27 protein-coding genes are annotated in these 24,261 nt (G+C 66.6%); 19 read left to right on the plus strand and 8 right to left on the minus strand.

All coding sequences use genetic code 11. From position 1 onward, the window contains the following. Positions 1–110 precede the first annotated feature (110 nt). The 9 genes from LRA87_RS13740 to LRA87_RS13780 all read left to right on the plus strand — a co-directional run bounded on the left by LRA87_RS13740 (position 111) and on the right by LRA87_RS13780 (position 6,869). The gene (locus LRA87_RS13740) at positions 111–863 is read left to right on the plus strand and encodes a hypothetical protein (RefSeq protein ID WP_230632170.1); all 753 of its coding nucleotides are present in this window, start codon (positions 111–113) and stop codon (positions 861–863) included. 42 nt (positions 864–905) lie between these two features. Continuing rightward, the gene (locus LRA87_RS13745) at positions 906–1,370 is read left to right on the plus strand and encodes a YbgC/FadM family acyl-CoA thioesterase (protein ID WP_230632173.1); all 465 of its coding nucleotides are present in this window, start codon (positions 906–908) and stop codon (positions 1,368–1,370) included. Then, positions 1,367–2,059, plus strand: a complete 693-nt coding sequence (tolQ, locus tag LRA87_RS13750) for a protein TolQ (RefSeq protein WP_230632176.1) — start codon at positions 1,367–1,369, stop codon at positions 2,057–2,059. The genes LRA87_RS13745 and tolQ overlap by 4 nt, the downstream gene beginning before the upstream one ends. 3 nt (positions 2,060–2,062) lie before the next feature. Then, positions 2,063–2,506, plus strand: coding sequence for a protein TolR (gene tolR, locus LRA87_RS13755; RefSeq protein WP_230632179.1), 444 nt, complete (start codon positions 2,063–2,065; stop codon positions 2,504–2,506). Next, positions 2,506–3,492, plus strand: coding sequence for a cell envelope biogenesis protein TolA (locus LRA87_RS13760; protein WP_230632319.1), 987 nt, complete (start codon positions 2,506–2,508; stop codon positions 3,490–3,492). The genes tolR and LRA87_RS13760 overlap by 1 nt, the downstream gene beginning before the upstream one ends. A gap of 100 nt (positions 3,493–3,592) precedes the next feature. Further along, positions 3,593–4,987, plus strand: a complete 1,395-nt coding sequence (gene tolB, locus LRA87_RS13765) for a Tol-Pal system beta propeller repeat protein TolB (RefSeq protein WP_230632182.1) — start codon at positions 3,593–3,595, stop codon at positions 4,985–4,987. A gap of 56 nt (positions 4,988–5,043) precedes the next feature. Further along, positions 5,044–5,565, plus strand: coding sequence for a peptidoglycan-associated lipoprotein Pal (pal, locus tag LRA87_RS13770; RefSeq protein ID WP_230632185.1), 522 nt, complete (start codon positions 5,044–5,046; stop codon positions 5,563–5,565). A 192-nt stretch (positions 5,566–5,757) separates the two neighbouring features. Then, entirely contained in the window at positions 5,758–6,654 is an 897-nt protein-coding gene (locus tag LRA87_RS13775; protein WP_230632187.1) for an SPFH domain-containing protein, read from the plus strand. Between the two features lie 8 nt (positions 6,655–6,662). Next, the gene (locus LRA87_RS13780) at positions 6,663–6,869 is read left to right on the plus strand and encodes a toxin-antitoxin system HicB family antitoxin (protein WP_230632189.1); all 207 of its coding nucleotides are present in this window, start codon (positions 6,663–6,665) and stop codon (positions 6,867–6,869) included. On the opposite strand, the gene LRA87_RS13785 is transcribed toward LRA87_RS13780, so the two are convergent. From LRA87_RS13785 to LRA87_RS13795, 3 genes are read right to left on the minus strand one after another with little or no spacing between them, the layout of a single operon-like run. Then, entirely contained in the window at positions 6,866–7,726 is an 861-nt protein-coding gene (locus tag LRA87_RS13785; protein ID WP_230632191.1) for a S1/P1 nuclease, read from the minus strand. The genes LRA87_RS13780 and LRA87_RS13785 overlap by 4 nt on opposite strands. A 48-nt stretch (positions 7,727–7,774) precedes the next feature. After that, positions 7,775–8,704, minus strand: coding sequence for an isoaspartyl peptidase/L-asparaginase family protein (locus tag LRA87_RS13790; protein ID WP_230632193.1), 930 nt, complete (start codon positions 8,702–8,704; stop codon positions 7,775–7,777). Next, positions 8,701–9,858: an acyltransferase family protein gene (locus LRA87_RS13795; RefSeq protein WP_230632195.1), complete on the minus strand. Its 1,158-nt coding sequence runs from the start codon at positions 9,856–9,858 to the stop codon at positions 8,701–8,703. The genes LRA87_RS13790 and LRA87_RS13795 overlap by 4 nt, the downstream gene beginning before the upstream one ends. A gap of 64 nt (positions 9,859–9,922) precedes the next feature. Between LRA87_RS13795 and ispG the strand changes: the two genes are divergently transcribed. From ispG to LRA87_RS13820, 5 genes are read left to right on the plus strand one after another with little or no spacing between them, the layout of a single operon-like run. Next, positions 9,923–11,053, plus strand: a complete 1,131-nt coding sequence (gene ispG, locus LRA87_RS13800; protein ID WP_230632197.1) for a flavodoxin-dependent (E)-4-hydroxy-3-methylbut-2-enyl-diphosphate synthase — start codon at positions 9,923–9,925, stop codon at positions 11,051–11,053. Between the two features lie 36 nt (positions 11,054–11,089). After that, positions 11,090–11,335, plus strand: a complete 246-nt coding sequence (locus tag LRA87_RS13805; RefSeq protein WP_230632199.1) for an AbrB/MazE/SpoVT family DNA-binding domain-containing protein — start codon at positions 11,090–11,092, stop codon at positions 11,333–11,335. Continuing rightward, positions 11,332–11,718, plus strand: coding sequence for a type II toxin-antitoxin system VapC family toxin (locus tag LRA87_RS13810; protein WP_230632201.1), 387 nt, complete (start codon positions 11,332–11,334; stop codon positions 11,716–11,718). The genes LRA87_RS13805 and LRA87_RS13810 overlap by 4 nt, the downstream gene beginning before the upstream one ends. Continuing rightward, the gene (locus LRA87_RS13815; protein WP_230632203.1) at positions 11,715–12,608 is read left to right on the plus strand and encodes a DMT family transporter; all 894 of its coding nucleotides are present in this window, start codon (positions 11,715–11,717) and stop codon (positions 12,606–12,608) included. The genes LRA87_RS13810 and LRA87_RS13815 overlap by 4 nt, the downstream gene beginning before the upstream one ends. Then, positions 12,605–13,078: a GNAT family N-acetyltransferase gene (locus LRA87_RS13820; RefSeq protein WP_230632205.1), complete on the plus strand. Its 474-nt coding sequence runs from the start codon at positions 12,605–12,607 to the stop codon at positions 13,076–13,078. Before LRA87_RS13815 ends, LRA87_RS13820 begins: the two co-directional genes overlap by 4 nt. 300 nt (positions 13,079–13,378) lie before the next feature. Here LRA87_RS13820 and ppa read toward each other — a convergent pair whose 3' ends face one another. The 3 genes from ppa to LRA87_RS13835 all read right to left on the minus strand — a co-directional run bounded on the left by ppa (position 13,379) and on the right by LRA87_RS13835 (position 16,628). Beyond that, positions 13,379–13,960 (minus strand): inorganic diphosphatase, encoded by a 582-nt coding sequence (gene ppa / locus LRA87_RS13825; RefSeq protein WP_230632206.1) that lies wholly within the window; start codon positions 13,958–13,960, stop codon positions 13,379–13,381. A gap of 33 nt (positions 13,961–13,993) precedes the next feature. Continuing rightward, positions 13,994–15,910, minus strand: coding sequence for a M61 family metallopeptidase (locus LRA87_RS13830; protein ID WP_230632208.1), 1,917 nt, complete (start codon positions 15,908–15,910; stop codon positions 13,994–13,996). Between the two features lie 67 nt (positions 15,911–15,977). Further along, positions 15,978–16,628: a DUF1345 domain-containing protein gene (locus tag LRA87_RS13835; protein ID WP_230632210.1), complete on the minus strand. Its 651-nt coding sequence runs from the start codon at positions 16,626–16,628 to the stop codon at positions 15,978–15,980. Between the two features lie 49 nt (positions 16,629–16,677). Between LRA87_RS13835 and hisS the strand changes: the two genes are divergently transcribed. From hisS to LRA87_RS13855, 4 genes are all read left to right on the plus strand, one after another. Continuing rightward, a complete protein-coding gene (gene hisS, locus LRA87_RS13840) occupies positions 16,678–18,009 on the plus strand; it encodes a histidine--tRNA ligase (protein ID WP_230632212.1) in 1,332 nt (443 codons plus the stop codon). Beyond that, on the plus strand, positions 18,006–19,085 hold the full coding sequence (prfA, locus tag LRA87_RS13845; RefSeq protein ID WP_230632214.1) for a peptide chain release factor 1: 1,080 nt from the start codon (positions 18,006–18,008) through the stop codon (positions 19,083–19,085). The genes hisS and prfA overlap by 4 nt, the downstream gene beginning before the upstream one ends. Before the next feature lie 339 nt (positions 19,086–19,424). Continuing rightward, positions 19,425–20,246: a peptide chain release factor N(5)-glutamine methyltransferase gene (prmC, locus tag LRA87_RS13850; protein WP_230632216.1), complete on the plus strand. Its 822-nt coding sequence runs from the start codon at positions 19,425–19,427 to the stop codon at positions 20,244–20,246. Between the two features lie 278 nt (positions 20,247–20,524). After that, a complete protein-coding gene (locus LRA87_RS13855; RefSeq protein WP_230632218.1) occupies positions 20,525–21,541 on the plus strand; it encodes a DUF4167 domain-containing protein in 1,017 nt (338 codons plus the stop codon). Positions 21,542–21,630: 89 nt separating this feature from the next. On the opposite strand, the gene LRA87_RS13860 is transcribed toward LRA87_RS13855, so the two are convergent. Continuing rightward, positions 21,631–21,840 (minus strand): hypothetical protein, encoded by a 210-nt coding sequence (locus LRA87_RS13860; RefSeq protein ID WP_329958598.1) that lies wholly within the window; start codon positions 21,838–21,840, stop codon positions 21,631–21,633. 160 nt (positions 21,841–22,000) lie between these two features. Here LRA87_RS13860 and LRA87_RS13865 point away from each other — a divergent pair, with 160 nt between their 5' ends. After that, positions 22,001–22,429 (plus strand): CBS domain-containing protein, encoded by a 429-nt coding sequence (locus tag LRA87_RS13865; protein WP_230632222.1) that lies wholly within the window; start codon positions 22,001–22,003, stop codon positions 22,427–22,429. Here the strand turns inward: LRA87_RS13865 and LRA87_RS13870 are convergent. Further along, positions 22,426–23,913 (minus strand): lipopolysaccharide biosynthesis protein, encoded by a 1,488-nt coding sequence (locus LRA87_RS13870; RefSeq protein ID WP_230632225.1) that lies wholly within the window; start codon positions 23,911–23,913, stop codon positions 22,426–22,428. The two genes, LRA87_RS13865 and LRA87_RS13870, sit on opposite strands and share 4 nt — an antisense overlap. Positions 23,914–24,261: the final 348 nt, after the last annotated feature.

A 24,261-nucleotide genomic window follows, 5' to 3' on the forward strand; every position in this document is an offset into this window, starting at 1 on the left:
GTTGCGCATTTCGGTCCGAAACACGACGAACCGCGCGCCGTCCTTACTCGCCGTTAACCATTGTCCTGCCATGACATCCGCCTGCCGGGGGGCGGAAGGACGAGTTGGCGATGCGGAATTATGTAGCTCTCACGGCCGTCGGTCTGGCGTTGCTCGCCGGGTGTTCGATCAAGCCGAAGGTCGTGGCGGTCGCGCCACCGCCGCCGCCGCCCGCCGCTCCCGCACCGCTGGCGATGCCGAAGGGTGCCTATGTCGGCATGCAGATTCCGGCCCTGATGAACGACGGGCGCTACATGACGCCGAACCGCAACCTGTCGGGTGACGGCGCGGTGTGGCATCTGCGTGCCGCGCTCAACGTCGCGGCGCTCGCCTGTCGCGGTCCGGACGAGGCGACCATCGTCGCGGGCTACAATGCCTTGCTGGCCCGCCAGAAATCCGTCCTCAACGGCGCGCAGACGCGGCTCACCGCCGAGTACAAGGCCGGCGGCGGCGACTGGCAGGACCGCTACGACGACCAGATGACGCGCCTCTACAACTTCTTCTCGCAGTCGCAGGCCCGCGATGCCTTCTGCAACGCCGCCGTCGCGACGCTTGCCGACAGCGCGGCGGTTGAGTCGGCGGATCTGCCCGCCTTCGCCTCGGGCAGGCTCGCCGTGCTCGAAAAGCCGTTTACCGATTTCTACGCCGCCTATGATGCGTGGCGGTCGGAGCGCGCCGCCGCCAACCGCATGGCGATGGCGAACACCGTTCAACCCGCGCCGCGCACCGTGCAGATGATCCCGGTCGCCACACCTGCACCCCGACCGCGACTGGAGCTGGACCCGGGCATCTTCGCCGAGTCGAGCGCCACCGTCACCCACTGACGGGGTTCCCCCTGCACGCCGGTTCGGTTAACGGGCGGCAGGATGAGGGACGAAGAAAGCGATCAGCCGCAGGCAGGACGCTTCGAGGGGCGGGAGCACCGGTTCGCCGTGCGCGTCTACTTCGAGGACACCGATCTGTCGGGCGTCGTCTATCACGCCAATTATCTCAGATACATGGAACGCGCCCGTTCCGACATGCTGCGCCTTGCCGGCATCGACCAGCGGGCCGTGCATGACGCGGGCGAGGGTGCCTATGCGGTCGCCGATCTGGCCATCCGCTATCGCGCGCCGGCGAAGCTGGACGATGCCCTGCTCGTCGTCAGCCGCATCCATGCCGTACGCGCCGCCCGCGTCGTCATTCATCAAACAGTCAGGCGCGGTTCGCTTGTCTTGACCGAGGCCGATGTCACGGCGGCGCTGGTCGCGCCATCGGGACGGCCGAAGCGTCAACCGGCCGCCTGGACCGATATCTACCAACGCCTGATCTGGCAGGGGACCAATTCATGAATCCGGTGTTCAACATGGATGCGGCGACGATGTCGCCCGTCGCGCTCTTCATTCAGGCGGATTGGGTGGTGAAGTTCGTGATGGGCGGGCTGCTGCTCGCCAGCGTCTGGACTTGGGCGCTGATCATCGCCTTCTGGCGGCGGCTGGGCCGTATCCGCAAGGGCATGACCGGTTTCGAACGCGATTTCTGGAAGGCGGAGGACATCGACGCCTTCTACAAGGCGGAGGCGGACAAGGACCTGCCATCGGCGCGCGTGTTCGCGGCGGGCGTGAAGGAATGGCGTCGGTCCACCGCCGGCGGATCGATCGACAAGGGCGGCACGCGCGAACGGCTGGCCACCGCGATGGGGGCGGCGGCGGCGCTGGAGATCGACCGGATCAGCGACCGGCTCAACATCCTCGCGACGATCGGATCGGTCGCGCCGTTCGTCGGGCTGTTCGGCACGGTGTGGGGCATCATGCGGAGTTTCACGGGCATCGCCCAGGCGCAGAATTCGTCCCTCGCGGTGGTCGCGCCGGGTATCGCCGAGGCGCTGTTCGCCACCGCGATCGGCCTGTTCGCGGCGATTCCCGCGGTAATCGCCTACAACCGCTTCAGCCATGGCGTGAACCGGATCGAGGCGGCGCTGAACCGCTTCGCGGATGGTTTTCATACGACGCTGTCGCGGCAGCTGGATGGCGGTCGCTAGACGATGGCGATGAACCTTCCCTCCAACCGCGGGCGCGGTCGGCGTGCGCCGGTGGCGGACATCAACGTCACGCCCTTGGTCGACGTGATGCTGGTGCTGCTGATCATCTTCATGGTCACCGCGCCGCTGTTGACCGCCGGCGTGCCGGTAAACCTGCCGGACAGCCGGGCCAAGGCGCTCGATCAGGACCAGAAGCCGGTGCAGCTGTCGCTCGATGCCGCGGGCAAGCTGTTCATCGACGATGAGGAGATCGCCGAGACGGCGCTGCCGCAGCGGCTGGAACAGATCGCTGCGGTGCAGGCCGGTGGCGAACCGCCGCAGGTGTTCCTGCGGGCGGACCGCGCGCTCGACTACGGCCGGGTGATGCGCGTGATGGGTGAACTGAACCGCGCCGGCCTCAACCGCGTATCGCTTCTCACCGTAGAGGGCGGATCGGCAGCACGGTGATGGATCGGGCGGAAAAGGTCGGGTTGGGGATAGCGGTCGCCGGGCACCTCGTGCTGTTCGGCCTGCTGTCGGTCGGCTTCCTGTCGACGCCCAATCCGGAGAAGCTCCAGCAGACGCCGATGGAGGTCAGCCTGGTCAAGGACGTCGGGCTGGAAGCCGCCGCGCCGCAGGCGGTGACGCCGCCTGCGCAGTCGATCGCGCCCGAGCAGGGCGAGCCCGAAGATGCCGCTCCCCCGGCAGAGACCGTCGTCGAACCGGAGCCGGAGTCCGAACCCGCGCCGCCCCAGCCGCAGCCGAAACCGGCCCCGCCGAGGCCTGCGCCACCAAAGCCGCAACCCGCGCCGGCGCCAAAGCCGAAGCCCGCGCCGGTGAAGCCGCAGCCGCAGCCGAAGCCGCGACCGGCCGAGGCGCCGGCGAAACCCGCCGCCAAGCCTGCCCCGGCGAAACCGACGGCAAAGCCTGCGCCGGCCGCGCCTGCCAAAACTGCGTCGAAGGCATCGTCGGCGCCGTCGAAGCCGGCAGCCGCGAAGGGGACGGGCAGCAAGCCAGACTCCACCGCGGCGAAACCGCGTGGCTCGCGACTGGGCAGCAACTTCCTCGATGGGCTGACCAGCGAACCGTCGACCAGCAAGTCGACCGCGCCGCGCGCCGCCAAGATCGATGCGCGCGCGATGGCGGGCATCGTTCAGGCGATCGCGCGTCAGATTCAGCCGTGTGCGGATCGGCAGGTCAATCCCGGGCCGGGCGCAAACGAGATCGTGACGACCCTGAACCTGCGCCTCAACGAGGACGGTACGCTTGCCGCGACGCCGCGCATGGTGCGTCAATCGGGTGTGACCGACGAGAACGACCGGTATCGCCAGCGCGTCGTCGATCTGGGTGTCGCGGCGTTCAAGGGCTGTTCGCCCCTGAAGCTGCCCGCCGAATATTATTCGACGCCATCGGGCGGGTGGAACAACATCAACTTCCAGTGGAAGTTGCAGTGATGCGGATACCGATACTCCTCGTCACCGCGGAACACGTCCGGGGTGACGGAGACTTTGTGGTAAGCGACGTCAATCTCGGGTGCGAAAAGGGTTCAAAAGGATGCGTATGATCCGCTCGTTGCTAGTCGCGCTCAGCGTCACCGTGGCCCTTCCGGCAATGACGGTGACCGCCATGGCGCAAAATGCTCCCGCGACAGCGCCGCAGGATCAGGCCGCGCCCGCCGGACAGGAAGCCGCGCCGCTGGAGGTGTCGGTCACCGGCGGCGTATCCGCGCCGATGCCGATCGCGATCCCCGCGATGCCGACCGCGCAGGTGGTGTCGACCCCCGCCGGATCGACCGATGTGCTCGGGCGGCAGATGGCGGACATCATCGCCAACGACCTGCGTAATTCCGGCCTGTTCACGCCGCTCGGCGGCAACCAGCTGCGGCCGGTCGGCTTTCAGGAGGTCAACGCGCCGGCCTTCGATTACTGGGGCGGCACCGGGGCGCAAGCGCTGGTGCAGGGTTTCGTCCGGGCGAATGGCGACGGCAACCTGACGATCGGCTGTTATCTGTACGACGTGTTTTCGAAGGTCGAGCTGACCCGGTCGGGCTTCGTCGTGTCGCCGGGCGACTGGCGGCGTGCGGGGCACAAATGCGCCGACATGGTCTACGCGCGGCTGACCGGCGAAGGGCCGTATTTCGACAGCCGCGTCGTCTACGTCTCGGAGACGGGACCGAAGGGCAAGCGGATCAAGCGCCTCGCGATCATGGATCAGGACGGGGCCAACCACCGCTTCCTGACCAACGGCCAGTCGATCGTGCTGACGCCGCGCTTCGCGCCGAACCAGCAGTCGATCGTCTATATGAGCTACGAGAACGACCGGCCGTCGATCTACGTCTACGATCTGGGATCGGGGCGGCCGCGGCGGGTGGTGCAGAACGTCAGCCTGACCTTCGCGCCGCGCTTCTCGCCCGATGGCCGCTACATCCTGTTCTCGATGGCGCAGGGTGGCAACACCGACATCTATCGCGTGTCGTCGCAGGGCGGCACGCCGCAACGTCTGACGACCTCGCCGGGGATCGACACCGGCGGCAGCTATTCGCCCGACGGATCGCGCATTGCGTTCGAAAGCGACCGGTCGGGTGGCCAGCAAATCTACGTGATGAACGCCGACGGATCGAACCAGCAGCGGATCAGCTTCGGCGGCGGGCGCTACGCCACGCCGGTATGGAGCCCGCGCGGCGACCTGATCGCGTTCACCAAGCTGGGTGGAGCTTTCCGCATCGGCACGATGTCGCCATCGGGCGGGGCTGAGAAGATCCTGACCAGTGGGCAGGACGAGGGGCCGAGCTGGTCGCCCAACGGCCGCGTCATCACCTTCTATCGTGCCGGCCAGGGTAGCGGCGGCAAGGCCGACCTGCGCATGGTCGACCTGACCGGTCAGGTCGAACGCGCGATCCCGACCCCGCTCGACGGTTCCGACCCCGCATGGGGACCCTTGCGGCCGTAACGCGTTATAATGGGGTGGATTTCGGGGGCGAAACGATCACCACGGGAGATATGATCATGGCAAAGCTCACCAACACGCTGCTCACCGCTGCTGCGCTCGCCTCGCTCGGCGCGTGCGCGAGCAAGCCCAAGCAATTGCCGCCCCCTCCGGTGGACAACACGGCCGGGATGAACACGCCGCCACCGGTGACGGGGAACGTCGACGGCACGGTGGTGCCCGGATCGGACGCCGATTTCCGCCGCTCGGTGACGTCGAACACGATCCTGTTCGGCCTCGACCAGACCGACATCGATCCCGAGGCGCGTGCGATCCTCGACAGCCAGGCATCGTGGTTGCAGCGCTTTCCGCAGGTGCGTGCGACGATCGAGGGGCATGCCGACGAACGCGGTACGCGCGAGTACAATCTGGCGCTGGGCGATCGCCGCGCCAATGCGGCGAAGAACTATCTGGTCGCGCGCGGCATTGACCCGTCGCGGTTGACCACGATCAGCTACGGCAAGGAGCGCCCGGTCGCGCTGGGTTCGGACGAATCGAGCTGGGCGCAGAACCGTCGCGCGGTGACGGTGGTGCTGAACTAACGACGCATTCCTGCCTCGGCTTCTTCAGTCATTCCCGCGCAGGCGGGAATCCATACCGTCTGACGTCACGCTTCCATCGTAGACGCTCGTGACTATGGATCCCCGCCGGCGCGGGGATGACGGAAGAGCAGAATCCTCTTGCGCCATGCGAAATTCGATATAAATGTGATATCACATTAATCGGAGGAGGGTATGGTGGAACAGGGGAGTCTTACACGGTCGCAGGAACGGCGCGCCGGCACGACGAGCGGCTATCCGATGCTTGGGCTCGCGGCGGTGCTGGTCGCGGTCGGCATCGTCACGATCATCCGGTTGGCGAACGACCTCGCCCCGCCCATCATGGCGATCCTACCCCTCGTCTGCGCGCTCGGCATGGCGTTCATCGCTGGCGGCTTCTACATGCTGCAACCCAATCAGGCGGCGGCGATCACGCTGTTCGGCAGCTATGCCGGCACCGATCGCAACAGCGGCCTGCGCTGGGTGTTGCCATGGCTGATGCGGCGCAAGATCTCCGTCCGGTCCAACAACGTCATCTCGGACCGGATCAAGGTCAACGACCTGCGTGGCAACCCGATCGAGATGGCGGCGCAGGTCGTCTGGCGCGTCACCGACACCGCGCAGGCTTTGTTCGACGTCGACGATTACAAGGCGTTCGTGATGGTGCAGGTCGAGGCAGGGGTGCGGACGATCGGATCGCGCTATCCCTATGACGATCACGCGCATCAGGAGGTGACGCTGCGCGGCAATCACGATCAGGTCGGGGCGGAATTGCGCACCGAACTGATCGCCCGACTGCTGGTCGCCGGCATAACCGTCGATGAATGCGGCTTTACGCACCTCGCCTATGCGCAGGAGATCGCGGGAGCGATGCTGCGGCGGCAACAGGCGCAGGCGGTGGTGGCGGCGCGCACCACATTGGTCGAGGGTGCGGTCGGCATGGTCGAACTGGCCCTCGCCCAACTGTCGGCGAAGAACGTGGTCGAGCTGGACGACGAACGTCGCGCGGCGATGGTGTCGAACCTGATGGTGGTGCTGTGCGGCGAGCGTGACACGCAGCCGGTGGTCAACGCCGGGTCGCTCTACCAGTAAGCGACGGTATGGCGACGCCCCCCAAGAAGGCTTTTCCGTTGCGCCTCGATCCTGCGCTGTACGCAGCGATCGAGCGCGCGGCGGCGGGCGACCTGCGCAGCGTCAATGCGGAGGTCGAATGTCTGTTGCGCGAAGCGCTGTCGAAGCGGGGCGTGAAGCTGGATGCCCCGGTCGCGGCCAGGCGGGGGCGGCCGAAGAAGGACGATACCGATTAGCCCAGCGCGGCATCCAGCAGCTTCGCCAGCCGCAGCCCGCCGCGTTTCACTTCCAGCCTTGCGACGGGGACGATGCGCTCGATCGTCGCTTCGTCCAGCGTCACTTTGGCGGGCGAGGGGGCACACGGATCACCCTTCAGCGCGCTCGTGTAGACGACATCGTGCGCCACCTGCCACGATTCGCGACTCCAGTCCGTGACGGTGCCGGCGGCGATCCGGCGACGTTGCGCGGCGGGATAACGACGCACCAGCGACGGCCCACTGGTGATCGCCCGTTCGGCGAGCGTGCCGTCCCAGACCGAATGCAGGTTGAACCGCCGCGGGCTGTAGGTGCCATAGGCGGCGGCGACATCGTTACCGCCCTTGTCGTGCTTTTCGCCGGCATGCAGCGGCTGGTGCAGGTCGCCGACGAAGTGGATCAGGAACACCAATGCCTGGGCGCGATCCTTCGCGGAACTGCGCTTGTCCTTCAGGATCGCGACATCGCGGGTGATCTGGGCGGAGACGCAATTGCCGTCCTTGCAGGCGTCGGCAAGCGTGAACGGTGCGCACACGTCGACGTCCTGGAAGTGCCAGGTATAGGCATAGCCGAAGCGGGATTTGCCGTCCGGCCCCTTCAGCGGCTTGACGCAATCGGCCCAGACGCTCGCGCCTTCGATCGTCGTCGCGGGGCAGGTCGGGGTCTCGAGCATGGGCGTCTGCGCGAGCAGGCGGTCGATCGCGACGCGGGTTCGCGGCGTGACATTGGCATAGGCGATGCGTGCGAAGGTCTCGTGCCCGAATTCCCAATAGGCCGCAGCGGGCGAGGCGATCAGCAACGCCGGCAAGGCGGCAGCGACAAAGCGTAGCAGTTTCATGAGCATGGCCTTTACGCGTTCGCCCGGTTCACTCCAATCAAAAGCCTGTCACTCGTCGCCGTAGACGGCGACCTCGCGAACCCCCGCCGCGGTGGCGCGTGCGCGATACATGCCGGGCGTGGTGAAGCTCCATATCGCCTCGCCATGCGGTCCGGTGACGATAACGCCGCCGGTGCCACCCAGCGCACGCACTTCCGCCATCACCGCGTCAGCGGCGATCTGTGGACCTTCGCCAAGCATGCGGATGCGCGCGGCGATCTCATGCCCGACGCCGATACGGATGAAGAACTCGCCCGATCCGGTACAGGATACCGCGCTGGAGCGGTCGTCGGCATGCGTGCCGGCGCCGATCAACGGTGAATCGCCGATACGGCCCCAGCGTTTGCCGGTCACGCCACCGGTCGAGGTCGCGGCCGCCAGATGGCCGGCGCGGTCGCGCGCAACCGCGCCGACGGTGCCGTATTTCATATCGACATCGAAGGCGTCGACGTTGCGCGCGAGCATCTCGTCGAGTTGCCGCCGCCGTTCCGTAGTCTCGAACCAGCCGGGTTCCGCGGTGGCGAGACCCTGTTCGCGGGCGAAGCGTTCCGCACCATCACCGCTCAGCAGGACGTGCGGGCTCGCTTCCATCACTCGCCGCGCGAGGCCGACCGGCGACCGCGTCGCGGTGATTCCGGCCACCGAACCGGCGGCGCGGGTGCGGCCGTCCATGATCGCGGCGTCCAGTTCGATACTGCCGTCGCTTGAGAAGGCCGCGCCGCGCCCGGCGTTGAAGTGCGTGTCTTCCTCCAGCACGCGCACCGCCGCTTCGACCGCATCCAACGCATCGCCGCCGTCGCGCAGAATCGCGCTGCCGACACCGAGCGCGAGCGTGAGGCCGGCGCGCGCGCCGCTGTCCTGTTCCTCGGTCAGGCGATGGCGCTCGATCGATCCGGCGCCGCCATGGATCACCAGCGACCAGTCGGACATAGCGTTCATGATGCAGCCTTGCGAGCGGGATAGGGCAGGGGACGCAGGCCGATCAGCGGCCGCAGCAGGTCGATCCGACGGCCGATCAGATAGAAGGACCAACAACCTGCGACGGTCGCGACGACCAGAATGGCGAACTCCGCGCCGCCGGGCAGGTCGGCGGGCATCAGCCAATATGCGACAACGACGATAATCGTCTGATGGATGAGGTAGAAGGGGAACACGGCCTCCGTCAGCATCTGGCGGACCGGCGCATCGCGGTTCCAGTGGCGCTCGGCGAATCCGATCAGCGCGACGATCGTTCCCCATTGCTGCACCGCATGCGCCGCGCCGTAGAGTGGATAGATCCAGCGCGGCGTGCCGCCATTGATCCCGAGCTCCACCGTCAGGATGAAACCATAGCCGATCAGGGCCATCGCTGCGCCGGCCCAGCGCCAGCGGACGCAGCTCGCCAGCACGGTGGTCGATCCGGCAAGCGCGAAGCCGAACAGGAACGCGGGCAGATAGCTGAGGTGGGCCATAGTATCGTGGGTGGGATCGTGCGTTTCATAGCCCATCGGAAACCACCAGCCATGGATGCACACCAGCCATGCGGCGGGCAGGATCAGCAGCGCCGGCCCGGCGAACACGCGATCGAATGCCGCTTGCATCCTCGTCCAGCGAATGCCCAGCACCAGCACGGCGAGCACCAGCGTGTAGAGCCACAGGTAGAGCACGAACCACAGATGGTTGAGCGCCGGCAAGACGATCCCGGCAACGGCGCCGAAACGGAAATAATCACGCGCCCAGAAGGTCGTGAAGCCGCCGGCATAGCCATGCTGCGTCACCAGCTCGACCCAGCTCTGCGGTGGCACGATGATCGCGACGCCGAACGCCAGCGGCACCAGCAGCCGCAACGTCCGCTGCCGCACGAAGCCGCCAATCCCGGGCGCGCGGGTCAGCAATGCGCGGCTCGCATAGCCGGATACGACGAACAACAGGCTGAGGCGCCAGGCGTTGACCGCCAGCATCGGCAGCACCGCCCATTGCGCGCCATGCGGGCTCTTGGCGTGGAAGCCCCAGGGTACGAACACCATGCCGACATGATAGACGATCAGGATCGCGAAGGCGGCGACGCGTAGCCAGTCGAGGCCATAATGGCGGGGGATGGGTACGCGCGACATCGGAACGCCTTACGCCCTACACCGATGCCTTTGAACCGCAACCCGGCTGCTGTATATGGGCTCCATGTCCTTACGTCCGTGGCGCGATATCGTCCGCCGTCCGAGCCGCCAGATCATGGTCGGCAACGTTCCCGTGGGTGGCGATGCCCCGGTCACCGTGCAGACGATGACCAACACGCCAACGCCCGATATCCGCGCGACGCTCGACCAGATCCGGCGCTGCGAAGAGGCGGGCGTGGACATCATCCGCGTCAGTTGCCCCGACACCGAATCGACCGCGGCGCTCAAGCAGATCGTCCGCGGCAGCCGCGTACCGATCGTCGCCGACATCCACTTCCACTACAAGCGCGCGCTGGAGGCGGCGGATGCCGGCGCGGCGTGCCTGCGGATCAACCCCGGCAACATCGGCTCGAGCGCGCGGGTGGCCGAGGTCGTCCGCGCCGCGAAGGCCAACGGCTGTTCGATCCGCATCGGCGTCAACGGCGGGAGCCTGGAAAAGGACTTGCTCGAAAAATACGGCGAGCCATGCCCGGACGCGCTGGTGGAAAGCGCCCTCGACCACATCAAGCTGCTCCAGGATCACGACTTCCACGAATATAAGGTCGCGGTGAAGGCGTCCGACCTGTTCCTCGCGGTCGCGGCGTACCAGCAGCTCGCCGAGGCGGTGGATTGCCCGCTGCACCTCGGCATCACCGAAGCCGGCGGGTTCGTCGGCGGTACGGTGAAGTCGGCGATCGGGATCGGCAGCCTGCTCTGGTACGGCATCGGCGATACGATCCGCGTCTCGCTCTCCGCCGAACCGGAGGACGAGGTGCGCGTCGGGTTCGAGATCCTGAAGGCGCTCGGCATCCGCAATCGCGGCGTCCGCGTGGTGAGCTGCCCGAGCTGCTCGCGGCAGGGCTTCGACGTGATCCGCACCGTGCAGGCGCTGGAGGAACGGCTCCAGCACATCCGCACGCCGATGTCGCTGTCCGTGCTCGGCTGCGTCGTCAACGGTCCCGGCGAAGCGCGCGAGACCGACATCGGGATCACCGGCGGCGGCAACGGCAAGCACATGGTCTATCTGTCGGGCGTCACCGACCATCATGTGCAGGACGCCGACATGGTCGACCACATCGTCCGCCTGGTCGAAGCCAAGGCGGCCGAGATCGAGGCGGCGGACGCGGCGGCGGAGCATGCGGTGGCGGCGGAATAGGTCCTGTGCTACGCGTCAGGTCCTGGAGGAGCTGACATGACCTACCATGCCAAGGTGATCGCGGGCGGCAAGGTCGTGATCCCTGCTGAAATCCGCCGTGAACTCGGCATCAAGGACGGCGACACGCTGGTCGTCGACCGCAGCGAATCGGGCGGCGTCCGCTTCATGACGTTCGAGCAGGCGGTGCAGGCGTCCCAGGCTAAAGCGCGGGCGATCTTCGGCGCCAACTATACCGTCGATACCTTCCTACAGGAGCGGCGCGCCGATTGGGGCGAGGAATGACGGTCGTCGTCGATGCATCGGCCGTCATGGCATTGATGCTGGGCGAAACGGGCGCGGACGTGGTGATGCAGGTCATTCGCGGCAGCCGTATGTCTGCCGTCAACGTATCCGAATGCTGTTCGAGGGGAGTGGAACGCGGTGCCTCTCCCGACGCTGTCCTCGCCATTCTGAAGACCTATGAGATCGTCATCGTCCCCTTCGACCTGACCTTTGCCCTCGAAGCCGCACGGTTACGCGAGCCGACGCGTTCGCAGGGCGCATCGCTGGGCGATCGGGCATGCCTGTCGTTGGCGCAGAGCCTCGGGCTGCCGCTCTATACGAGTGACCGGCGGCTCGCAGACATCGATCCGGGGCTCGGCATCGATATTCGCCTGATCCGATGACCGGCAACGTCTCCGCCATGCGTGCCTTCGCCATCGCGGCGGTCGGCATCGCCGTCTATTCGGCGATGGATGTGCTGATGCGCATCCTGTCGGATCAGAGCGGCGCCTATCCGGCGGTGTTGTGGCGATCGATCGCCGGGGTAGCCCTGCTGGCGCCGCTGTTCATCGCCCGGCGCAAACCATGGCCCGCACCGGCCACGCTGAAGCTGCATGTCGCGCGCGGCAGCATCGCGGGTGCGTCGGTGTTGTTGTTCTTCTGGGGACTCGTCCGTGTCCCCATGGCGCAGGGGATCGCGCTGACGTTCCTCGCACCGCTGATCGCGCTGTTCCTCGCCTCGGTGATGCTGGGCGAGCGTGTCGGCCACAAGGCGATCGTCGGGTCGCTGGTCGCCAGCGTGGGCGTGCTGGCGATCGCGCTGGGGCAGGTGCAGGAGCGGGCGTCGGAGACGGTCGTGCTCGGCAGCCTCGCGATCATCGCCGCGTCGGTCCTGTATGCGGGCAGCCTGATCCTGTTGCGGCGACAGGCGCAGGCGGCCGACCCGCTGGAGGTCGCGCTGTTCACCAGTATCGTCCTCAGCCTCCTGCTGCTGCCGGGTGCGCCGTGGCTCGCCGGGCTGCCGACGGTGGAGCAACTGCCCTCGATCGTCGTGGCGGCGCTGCTCGGATCGATCTCCGCGGTCGCGCTGGCCTGGGCGTATCGCCATGCCGAGGCGCAGGTGCTGGCGCCGGTCGAATATACCGCCTTCGCCTGGTCGGCGCTGTTCGGCTGGCTGGTCTTCGCCGAATCGGTCTCGCTCTACACGGTCGCCGGTGCCGTGCTCATCATCGCCGGGTGTCTGGTCGCCGTCCGCGGCCCGCCGCCCGGCCCGCAAACGGAAGCCGCCGCATGATTCGTTCCGCCACCCCCGCCGATGTCGGCACCATCCTGCGCTTCGTCCGCGATCTTGCCGCGTTCGAACGCGAACCTGATGCGGTCGAGGCGACCGAGGAGACACTCACCGAAGCGTTGTTCGGTGCGCAGCTCGCCGCCGAGGCGGTGATTGCGGAGGACGCGACCGGCCCGCTCGGCTTCGCCCTGTTCTTCCACAATTTCTCGACGTGGACGGGTCGTCGCGGCCTGTATCTCGAAGACCTATACGTGACGCCCGATGCGCGCGGCCAAGGCGTCGGCACCGCGCTGCTCCGCCATCTCGCGGCGCTGGCGCTGGAGCGCGGCTGCGGCCGCTTCGAATGGTCGGTGCTCGACTGGAACGCCGACGCGATCGCCTTCTACCGCCGGATGGGCGCGGTTGGGCAGGACGAATGGACGGTGCAGCGGGTCAGCGGGGAGGCGTTGCGACGGCTGGCGGAGAATCGATAGGTCCGCAGCGATCGACGCCACGGACGCATCGTCGATTCAGCGGTTGCAGGTTCCAGCGGAATCCTTGGAACGACATTGGTTGCACAGTTCGCCCGTGGTGGGCTTGCTCTGCTGTTCCTTATAGTCGCTGGTCGGCCACAATGTGCAGTTGCGGCAGAAATGCCATGTGTCGGCCGAATTCCGGCGGCGGTAGGCCATCCTCTTTATCTCCTTCGTTGAACACGAAGAATAGACGAGAGGGCAATCACGCCCGAGCGGAACTGGCTCCGCATCGGACGTGATTGTATATCTTCGAACGATTTAGCCTTCGCGGCCGGGGACGTCGTGGTCGTGCGGCTCTTCGCCCTTGGCCTTGGCCTCGTCATAGCGCTGGACCGCTTCCAGCGTGATGCGGCGTGCCTCGTCGCGGTCGCCCCAGACGCCGACGCGGACCCACTTCTTCTTTTCCAGATCCTTATAGTGCGTGAAGAAATGTTCGATCTGTTCGAACACGATCTCCGGCACGTCGGCGCGGCCGTCGACGTTCGAATAATAGGGGAAGACTTCGTCGACCGGCACGCAGACGAGCTTCTCGTCGCCGCCGGCTTCGTCTTCCAGATTCAGCACCGCGATCGGACGCGCGCGAACGACGCAGCCGGGGATGAACGGCGAGCGGGCGATCACCAGCGCGTCGAGCGGATCGCCATCGGGGGACAGCGTGTGCGGCACGAAACCGTAGTTCGCCGGATAGCGCATCGGCGTGTGCAGGATGCGGTCAACGAACAGCGCGCCCGATGCCTTGTCGAATTCGTACTTCACCGGCTCGCCACCGGTCGGCACTTCGATGATGACGTTGAGGTCGTCGGGCGGGCTCTTGCCGACCGGAATCAAATCGATACGCATGACAGTCCCTTGTTATCCTTTACCCGCTGCCCCTCAGCGCGGCGTGAGAAGCTTGTCGAGGCCGGTTTCGCCGGTGCCAACCTTCTGCAGGCGCGGATAGCGGGGGCCGCCGTGATAGTCGATGGCCACCTCGCGATACCGCGTGCCGTTCTTGACCAACAGTCGGATCGGTTCTTTCGAACTCTGGGCGGTGACGATCGCGGTCTTGATCGCGTCCCCGCTATAGGCGACGCCATTGACCGCCTGCACCATCGTGCCGACGTCCAGCCCGGCCTTGAAGGCGGGACTGTCCCAGATCACCGCGGAGATTTCGCCGTCCTTGGCGATCGACAGGCCGATCGAATAGGTCGCGTTGATCGTGCCGGTCTTTTCCGCGTTGGTGAAATATTTAGTGGGCTCGGCGGTGTAGACCAGCTTGTAGCCGTTCATCGCGAAGCCGTTGACGGGCGCTGGCTGGCCCGTCTCCGTGATCCGTTTGCGTAGGAAGCCGGCCCAGTCGTAGGGCTGGATCGTGTTGAGCGTCGCCGCGACGTCGTCGAACGTATAGGTCAACTCGCCCCAATCGCCATCGCGCACGCCGAAGAACGCCTTGGCGAAATCGTCGATCGATTTGGATCCGCCGGACTGCTGGCGGAGCATCGCGTCGACCTCCATCCAGACCATCAGGCCTTCGTTGTAATAATCCTCGCTACGTTGCCAGCTGACCCAGCCCTTGGGCCGGCGCGACGAAATGATCGGGTCGTTCGTGGTGTCGACCAGGCTGCGCCACTGGCGTGCGGGGGCGAGATCGTAGCTGCCGGCGATTCCCGCATACGCATCCAGCGTGTCCTGTTTGCTGACGATGCCGGACCGTGCCTGAAGCACATAGCCCCAGAATTGGGTCTGCCCTTCGTACACCCACAGCAGCGAATCGCGCATCGGCGTGCGGAAATCGGGCGTCCACAGGTCGGCACCGCGGCGGAACTTGCCGTCCCAGCTATGCGTGAATTCGTGCGGCAGCAGGTTGCGGCTGCCGGGGCCGGCGTCCCATTCGGTGAAATAGCCGGGGCGGACGCCATTTTCGGAACTGCGGTGATGCTCCAGCCCTATGCCGCCCAGCTGATCGGAGATTGAGAGCAGGAATTCATAGCGATCGTAATGCTGTGCGCCGAACGTCTTCACGGCCTGTTCGACCAGCCGCTTGTGGGCGTCGATCTGTTCGGGCTTGGCGGCGAGTTGTTCGGGGGAATCGGCAAAGACGTTGAGGTCCACGCGCGGCGACAGCGGCCACACCTTGCCGTAGCGGCCGGCGAGCACCGGCGAATCGACGAGGATCTCATAGTTGGTCGCGTCATAGGTATAGGTCGATCCTGTCGCTTTCGCCGGGATCGCACCCGCCGCGGTCCAGCCGGTCGGGAATTTCGCCGTCATCTGGATCGGGATCTGGCGCGTGTAATAGCCGGCCGGATACAGGCTCATCGAATTGGGCTGGAGGCTGATCATGTTGGGCGTCATCACGATACGGCCCTGTTCGGTCTTCGTGGCGGAAAGGAACTGGAACTCGGCCTCCAATGTCTTCACGCCGGCGGGCACGTCGATGTGGAAGGCGTAGACGTCCACCGTGTCGCGCGTCCACGGCAGGATACGGCCGTTACCGCGGATGACGAGGCCGGCGAATTTCTCGATCTCGCCCCGGGGAGTATGCGCGCCGGGCAACCATTTGGGAAACAGCAGCGCCATCGGGCCGGGCTTCGCAACCGGGATCGCCTCGCGGACGCGGAAGATGCCGCGTTCGGTGTCGGTGGCGTCGATATCGAGCTTCAGCGTGCCGGGGTAGGGGATGTCCTGCGCCGCAGGGATCGTCTCGACGAACGGCACCGGCTGCGGCGCGCTGTTACCGGCGGGCACCTGCGCCAGCGCGGGGGTGGCAACGGACAGGAGAAGGGAAGCGACAGCAGCGGTGCGGATCATGGGGAGCCTTCGGCAAGGAAATGTTGCTGCAGGGTGTAAGCGGCTGAAAGGTCAGCCGTCCAGCCCCTTAGCCGCCACCCAGCACGTTGATCGTGAACGCCAGCACGCCGAGGTTGAAGACGAACGCGGCGAGGCTCTGTCCCAGCACCACGCGGCGCATGCGGCGCGCGGTGACGGACACGTCCGACGTCTGGAACGTCATCCCCAGCGTCGCGCTGAAATACAGGAAGTCCCAGTAATCCGGCTGGTCGCAGTTCGGGAAATCCAGTCCGCCGGCATCGCTGCCACCGCCGTCGGGCAGGTAGAACAGATGCGCGTAGTGCAATGCATAGACCATGTTGGAAAACAGCCACGCCAGCACCAGCGTTGCGATCACCAGCGAGACGGCGAGGGCATCGCTGCGTCCCTTCACCTCTCCCGCCACCGCGACCAGGATCACGACCATCGTCGCCGCGGTGATCGCCAGCAACGCCGCGCGGTTGGCATCGTTGTCGCGCGCGGTCCGCCGCATCCGCTCCGCATTGCCGTGACGGAACAGGCCGGCGAGCGACAGCAGGAAGATCGCGGCGGCGGCGTCGAACGCCGCCATGATCCCGCGCCCAGCGCCCAGCGCCGGAACGAACCCCGCCAGCCCGGCGGCGAACAGCAACGCGAACATCGCGAACCGCGGCGGCGCGATCCGGCTGCCGATCCCCCAGAAGCGTTGCGGTGTGCTCATCGCGAGGTGCTAGCGCTTGGCGCGGGTCTCGCCTAGATACCGCGCCCATATGGCCCGTATCGAAACGCCGCGCCGGGTGCGCGGAACCCAGGACATCTTCGGCGAGGAACAGCGTCGCTTCGCCCATGTGCTCGACACCTTCGAGCGCGTGCGCCGGCTCTATTGCTTCCAACGCGTCGACCTGCCGGTGTTCGAGGCGACCGAGGTCTTCGCCCGCTCGATCGGCGAGACGACCGACGTCGTGTCGAAGGAGATGTACACCTTCCCCGACCGCGGCGGCGATTCGCTCACCCTGCGCCCGGAATTCACCGCCGGCATCGCCCGCGCCTTCCTGACGGAGGGCTGGCAGCAATATGCGCCGCTCAAGCTCTCCACCAGCGGTGCGGTGTTCCGCTACGAACGCCCGCAAAAGGGCCGATACCGCCAGTTCCACCAGATCGACGCGGAGATCCTCGGCGCGCCCGAGCCGGCGGCGGACGTCGAGCTATTGGTGATGGCCGACCAGGTCCTCCGCGAACTGGGTATCGCGGATGGCGTGACCTTGCAGCTCAACACCCTTGGCGACGCAGAGACGCGCGAAGCGTGGCGAGCAGGCCTCGTCGCGCATTTCGAGGCGCACCGCGGCGAACTGTCCGAAGACAGCCTGACCCGCCTTGACAAGAACCCGATGCGCATCCTCGACAGCAAGGACCCGCGCGACCGCCCCATCGCCGACGCCGCGCCCGACATCGACGCCTACCTGACCCACGAGGCCCGCGCGTTCTTCGACGCGGTGACCGCAGGGCTGGATGCGGCGGGCGTAGCGTGGACCCGCAACGCCCGACTGGTTCGCGGCCTCGATTACTACCGCCACACCGCGTTCGAGTTCGTGACCGACCGGCTCGGCGCACAGGGCACCGTGCTGGCTGGCGGCCGCTACGACGGACTGGTGGAATCGCTCGGCGGCGCACCGACCGCCGGCGTCGGCTGGGCTGCGGGTGTCGAGCGGCTGTCCATGCTGCTGGAGGAGCCGCGGGTGGAGCGGCCGGACGTGTCCATCGTAGCGATCGGCACGCGGGCGGAGCACGCCGGCGTGAAGATTGCAGCCGAACTGCGCAGCGGCAACACTAGCTGCCATATGGCGTATCGCGGCAACATGAAACGCCGGTTGGAGATCGCCAGCAAGGTCGAGGCAGCTTTCGCCGTTATCATCGGCGACGACGAACTCGATCGGAACGTCGCCAAGGTCAAAAATCTACGCTCGGGCGAGCAGGACGAGGTCCAGCTTTTCAGGTTGATCGACGAACTCTGGGCGCGCCTCGGCGAGCGTGACTTCGAAAACTTCGCGGACTGGGGCAAGGGTCGTATTTCGTTCGTCGGCAACGGTCCCGTCGCGGAATGACCACCATCTCCCCCGAACGGATCGCGCAGATCGAGGCGCGGCGGGACGAGTTGCAGGCGCTCATGTCCACCGGCGACCTGCCCAGCGACCGCTTCGTCGCGGTGTCGAAGGAATATGCCGAACTCGAACCCGTCGCGCAGGCGGCGGGCGAGGTGCGCCGCCTGCGGCAGGAGGCGGACAGCCTCTTCTATATGGCCGAGGATACCGGCGACGAGGAACTGCGCCAGATGGCCGCCGAGGAACTGCGCGACAACCGCGCCGCACTCGACGCCGCCGATCGCCGCCTCGCACTCGCGCTGCTGCCGCGCGATGCCGCCGACGAACGCGCCGCGATGCTCGAAATCCGCGCCGGCACCGGCGGCGACGAGGCGGCGCTGTTCGCGGGCGACCTGTTCCGCATGTACCAGCGCTATGCCGAGGGGCAGGGCTGGCGCGTCGAGCTCATCAGCGGCTCTTCGTCCGACGCTGGTGGCTTCAAGGAAGTCGTCGCCAGCGTCACCGGCACCGGCGTGTTCGCCAAGTTGAAATTCGAAGCCGGCGTCCACCGCGTCCAGCGCGTCCCCGCCACCGAAGCGGGCGGGCGCATCCACACCTCCGCCGCCACCGTCGCAGTGCTGCCCGAGGCGGAGGAGGTCGACGTCCGCATCGACGAGGCCAAGGACCTGCGCATCGACGTCTACCGCTCGTCCGGCCCCGGTGGCCAGTCGGTCAACACCACCGACAGCGCGGTCCGCATCACCCACCTGCCCACGGGTCTGGTCGTGATCCAGCAGGATGAAAAGTCCCAGCACAAGAACAAGGCAAAGGCCTTGAAGGTCCTGCGCACCCGCCTGTACGAAGCGGAACGCGAACGGCTGGCCAGCGAACGCTCCGGCACGCGCAAGGCGATGGTCGGCTCCGGCGACCGTTCGGAACGCATCCGCACCTACAATTTCCCGCAGGGCCGCGTCACCGACCACCGCATCAACCTGACCCTGCACCGCCTGCCGGAGATCATGCAGGGCGAGATGGACGAACTGATCGGCGCCCTCATCGCCCAGGACGAAGCGGAGCGCCTGGCCTCGCTGGATGGCTGACGACCGCCGTCACCCCGGACTCGTTCCGGGGTCCACTCCGCCGCTGGAGGACATGGCCAGCGATGGCGCGATCGGTATGAAACAGGATCGTTCACGCGAAGCCGCGAAGCCGCGAAGACAGAAGCTGGTTCACGCGGAGGCGCGGAGACGCGAAGCTGCAGTCCTCCGCGCCAGCGGCCGTCACACCTGCACCGCCGACCCAAGCTGCACACCGTGTTGGAAGACAGAGGCTTCGCCCGGTCCCACTCTCCGCGTCTCCGCGTCTCCGCGTGAATCTCTTCTGCTTCGCGTCTTCGCGTCGTCGCGTGGACACATTTTTTGGCGCAGCGGAACGGCAGCATGACCCTCCGCACCGCCCTCACTGATGCGGCCCAGCGCTTCGCTTTCTCCCCCACCGCCCGCCTAGATGCCGAACTGCTGATGGCTCACGCGCTCGGCATCGATCGCAACGCGCTGCTGCTCGACATGGATCGTCCGGTCCCCGCCGCCTTCGCCACGCTCGTCGATCGCCGCGCGAACCACGAACCCGTCGCCTATATCACCGGCACCCGCGGATTCTGGACGATCGACCTCGCCGTCGGCCCTGGCGCGCTGGTCCCACGCCCAGACAGCGAGACGTTGCTGATCGCCGCGCAGGCGCATTTCGGCACCCGCCACCCCGCCACGATCCTCGACCTCGGCACCGGCCCCGGCACGTTGCTGCTCGCCGCGCTCGACGAATGGTCCGCCCACGGCCTCGGCATCGACCGGTCCGCGCAGGCGCTCGGCTACGCCACCGCCAACGCCGCCACGCTCGGCATGACGGATCGCGCCCGCTTCGCGCTCGGCGACTGGGCCGACGCCATCGACGCGCGCTTCGACCTGATCCTCGCCAACCCGCCCTATATCGGCACCGACGAACACCTGCCCGACGAGGTGCGCGCCCACGAACCAGCCTCCGCCTTGTTCGCCGGCGCGGACGGCCTCGACGACTATCGTATCCTCGCCCGCCAGCTCCCTCGCCTGATCGCGCCCCATGGCTGCGCGGCGGTAGAAATCGGCCACACGCAAGCCGCACCAGTCGCCGCACTCTTCGCCGCGCAGGGCCTCGCCAGCGTCGTCCATCGCGACCTTGGCGACCGCGACCGCTGCCTGCTCGTCACCCTCGGGGTCGGGGCTTGAAAGAACCGGTCGCGATCCTCACATTTCACTTGTAGGATCGGTCTCTTGCCAGCTATTGGTCGGGCCGGGGCACGCACTATCAACAGAATTCGCGTTGATCGTTGGGTGATGGCCCGCATCCTTCGTCATGCAGCCGCTGGTGTCCGGTGGTGATGACAGGCTCGCGCGTCGCTTACGGCTCGCAGCGACCCGGAGGGTTGCACCGTTGAACGGGAGCAAGGCCGTAGTGGCCGAATTGGTTTTGAGGACCAGATATACTCTGATCGTGGGACAGTAGCTTGATCAACAATCGGCAGCAGAACGGCCGTCGTCGCGGTCGTGGCGGCAACAATAACGGTGGCGGCGGCAACGGTCCGCGACAGGGTGGCCAGGGTCGGCCGGACAACGGCAACCGCATCGACAGCCGTGCACGCGGCAACGCGAACCAGCTGTTCGAGAAGTACAAGAACCTCGCCGGCGAAGCGCAGCGCCAGGGCGACCGCGTCAACACCGAATATTACCTTCAGTTCGCGGACCATTATTTCCGCGTCCTCGCCGACCAGCGCGGCCGCTTCGAAGACAACACCCAGCCCAAGCGCCAGGCGCCGTTCGACCTGAACGACGACGACGATTACGGTGACGAGGGCGAACCGATCCGTGCCGGCGAGCAGGACGGCGATGTCCGCGACCAGCAGCAGCGAGACGGGCAGCAGCGTGATGGCGGCCAGCGCGATCAGGGTCAGCAGCGCGACTATCAACAGCGCGACGATCGTCCGCAGCGCCGCGATCGTCAGGATGGCGACCAGCGTCAGGCCCGCAATTGGGAAGATCGCGGCAATGGCAATCGTGACGACCGGCCGCAGCAGCGCGAGGATCGCCCCCAGCGTGACGACCGCCCCCAGCGCGAAGAACGTATGGCGCGCGACGATCGCCCGCAGCGAGAGGATCGCGTTCGCCGTACCCGTTTCGAGGCGGCCGAGCAGCCGGTCGAGGTCGCTGGCCAACGTCGTGCCGATCCGGTGACCGCCGGGGAATCGCTCCGCGATCGTGCCGAAGCGGTGCTTGAGGCGGATGCGCCGGTGCTCGCACCCAAGCGCCGTGGCCGTCCCCGCCGCGACGCACAGATCGATGCTGCGCCTCTCGCGGTGGAGAACGCTGCAACGGACATCAGCGCTGCCGAAAGCAACGGCGTCGATGCCGATCGTCTGCCACCATCCTTGAATATCGCCGCTGCCAACGACGGCGGAGACGAGGCGCCCAAGCCTCGCCGCCGCCGCACCGTTCGCACTCCCGTCGAGGAAGCGCCTGCCGAATAAGCGGCGGCGTTCGCTGGCATAGCGAAGGGCCGGTTCCCTGCGGGAGCCGGCCCTTCGTGCGTCCGGCTTCGTCCGCGACTTGCCCGGGATCACCCGTCGAAGCGCTCGACATCCTCGTCATGCCCGGTGCCCGAACTCAGGAACACCAGCCCCATCAGCGCGCCGGCCATTACGATCGACCCGCCCACGCCGCCGATCACCGCCGCCATCGTCACCAGTCGCAGCGGCCCGTGCACCCACGCCAACCCGACAATCGCGCCCGCGCTGCACACCGCCGCGATCAGGATCATCCATGCCATGATCGCGCGAAAGCGGCGCCATGCATGGGCAGCCTGTGCCGGGTCATCCAATCCTGTCGGGGCTTCACGCATGTTTTTGCCAATGCCCCGCAAACGTGGTCTGCTCAATCCCGCACCGACGCCGCATCGCACGGAGTCGGGCGGATGAGGAGACGATGGCATGACGATCGCGGCAATCCTGAAGGACAAGGGCGACGACGTCGTGTCGCTGCCCCGTACGGCGACGGTGGGGCAGGCGCTGGCGTTGCTGGCCGACAAGCGGATCGGTGCGGTGCCGGTCGTCGATGGCGCGGCGGTGGTCGGCATCTTCTCCGAACGCGATGTCGTTTATGGACTGGCTACCTATGGCCCGGCGGCGCTCGACCGGATCCTTGCCGACGTGATGACCCAACCGGTGCAGAGCGTCACCCCGAAAGAGCCCGTCATCGGGGCATTGTCGCTGATGACCCGGCGTCGCATCCGTCACCTGCCGGTGGTTGAGGGAGAGCGGATGGTCGGCTTCGTCTCGATCGGCGATCTCGTCAAATATCGCATCGACCGGATCGAGGCTGATGCCGCGGCGATGCGCGACTATATCCAGACCGCCTAGGCGGCGGCCGCAACCGGCCGCTTCCGCACCACTGCGATCAGCTCTCGCACCGTTCCCCGTGCGAACAGCGCCAGCCACGCGCCATAGGTCGCGACGCCGACGCCGACGAGCACCGCCAGCCGCACCGGCGGTTGGAGGGGGGGCAGGCTGCGATCGATCAGCATCACCGCCACGGCCATCCCGATCGCGGCGATTGCGGAGGGCGCTATCGCATCGGCCAGATCGCGGACACGCGCTCCGATGACGGGCAGTGACCGCCATGTGCTGACCGCCAGATAGATGGGATAAGCCGCAACCCAGCTCCACGCGAGTCCCACCGGTCCCCAGCGTACGCCGATCAGGAAGGCGATTGCGAGCGCCACCGCACCGAATGCGCCGTTGCGCGCGCCGATGCCCGGCCGCCCACGCGCGTCGCAGGCCGGCGAATAGAGCACCTGCAACGTCATGAACGGCATCGCCAGCGCGATCAGCCGCACCACCGGCGCAACCTCGATCCATTTTGCATCGAGTGCGGTCAGCACCAGCGGTTCTGCTGTGGCGGCAAGGCCGAGATAGAAGGGCATGGCGACGAGCATGATGATCCGTACAGACCGCACGAACGCCCGCGCCACCGCGCCCTCGTCATGCTGCATGCGGGCATAGGCGCTGAACGCGACCTCGTTGAGCGGTGGCACGAATTTCGACACGAAGATCTGTGCGAGAAACAGCGCGGTCGTGTAGATACCGAGCTGGTGCGGATCGAACCAGCGCCCGCCGATGAACACGTCCGCCTGGCTTTGCAGGAACCAGAAGAACTGTCCCGCCGCCATGACGCCGCCGTAGCGAGCCAGATGACCGGCGCCGCGGAAGTCGAAGCTGGGCCACATCAGCGACCGTGCACCCCAGGTCAACATGACTGCCCGAACCGCATAGAGTGCGATCGGCGCCCATACGAGCGTCCACACGCCCAACCCGGCCAGGGCTCCGCCCAATGCGGCGGCGGCGCCAGCGAAGGAAGCGGCGATGTTCGCGGTTGCCTGGCGTCGGAACTCCATCGCGCGGCTCAACAGGGCGTAAGGCAGGGCCGCGAATGGCGTGATCAAATAGATCAGCGCCTGAACCCGCAGAAGCTGCGTTACTTCGGGCTGCCGGTAATAAGCGGCGGCGAGCGGCGCGACCGCGACCTGCAGCACCGCGAGTACGCCATTCAAAGCGATCAGCATGCCGAACAGCTGCCGCGTTTGCTGCGGCGTCACGTCGTCGCGCTGGATCAATCCGCTCGCCAGCCCGTATCCGTTCAACATGTTGAGGAAGACGAGAACGACCCCGGTCATCGCGTAAAGGCCATAATCGCGGGGATCGAGGATCCGGATGACGAGGAAGGTCGCCCCCCATTGCACCACCTGCGCGAGGATTTGGCTGCCGGAACGCCACAGCACGGCGCGCCGAACCTGATTCTCCAGCGATTCCGATGGATTGTCGGTATGATTCGAGGGGGATGTCATGATCCATGGTGTAGGAGCATCGTCCTTCACATCCCGTAAACTCGCGGAAATCGGCGCTTTTCGATAAATGTGACAGGAAAAATGCAAAAAGCGTTTGACCGGTCGGAACCTCCCCCCTAGAGGAACGTCACCGCAGCGACGGACCACACGGTTCGCTTCTACGGTCACCGAAATCAAGGCGCCAAGGTCGCCCTCCGAAACGAGGGTGGATTAGGCGTCGGTTTTGTCGGCTCTTTGACATTGTAGGTAAAGATGAAGGGACATGTGGGCGGCGGCTTGCGGTGTCTGGCGTTTTCAAGGCGTCGGATTATCGTTTAAAGTCAGCTCGCTCTATATGTCCTTCACGTA

The organism is Sphingomonas sp. Leaf37 (assembly GCF_920939475.1).
Classification (GTDB): domain Bacteria; phylum Pseudomonadota; class Alphaproteobacteria; order Sphingomonadales; family Sphingomonadaceae; genus Sphingomonas.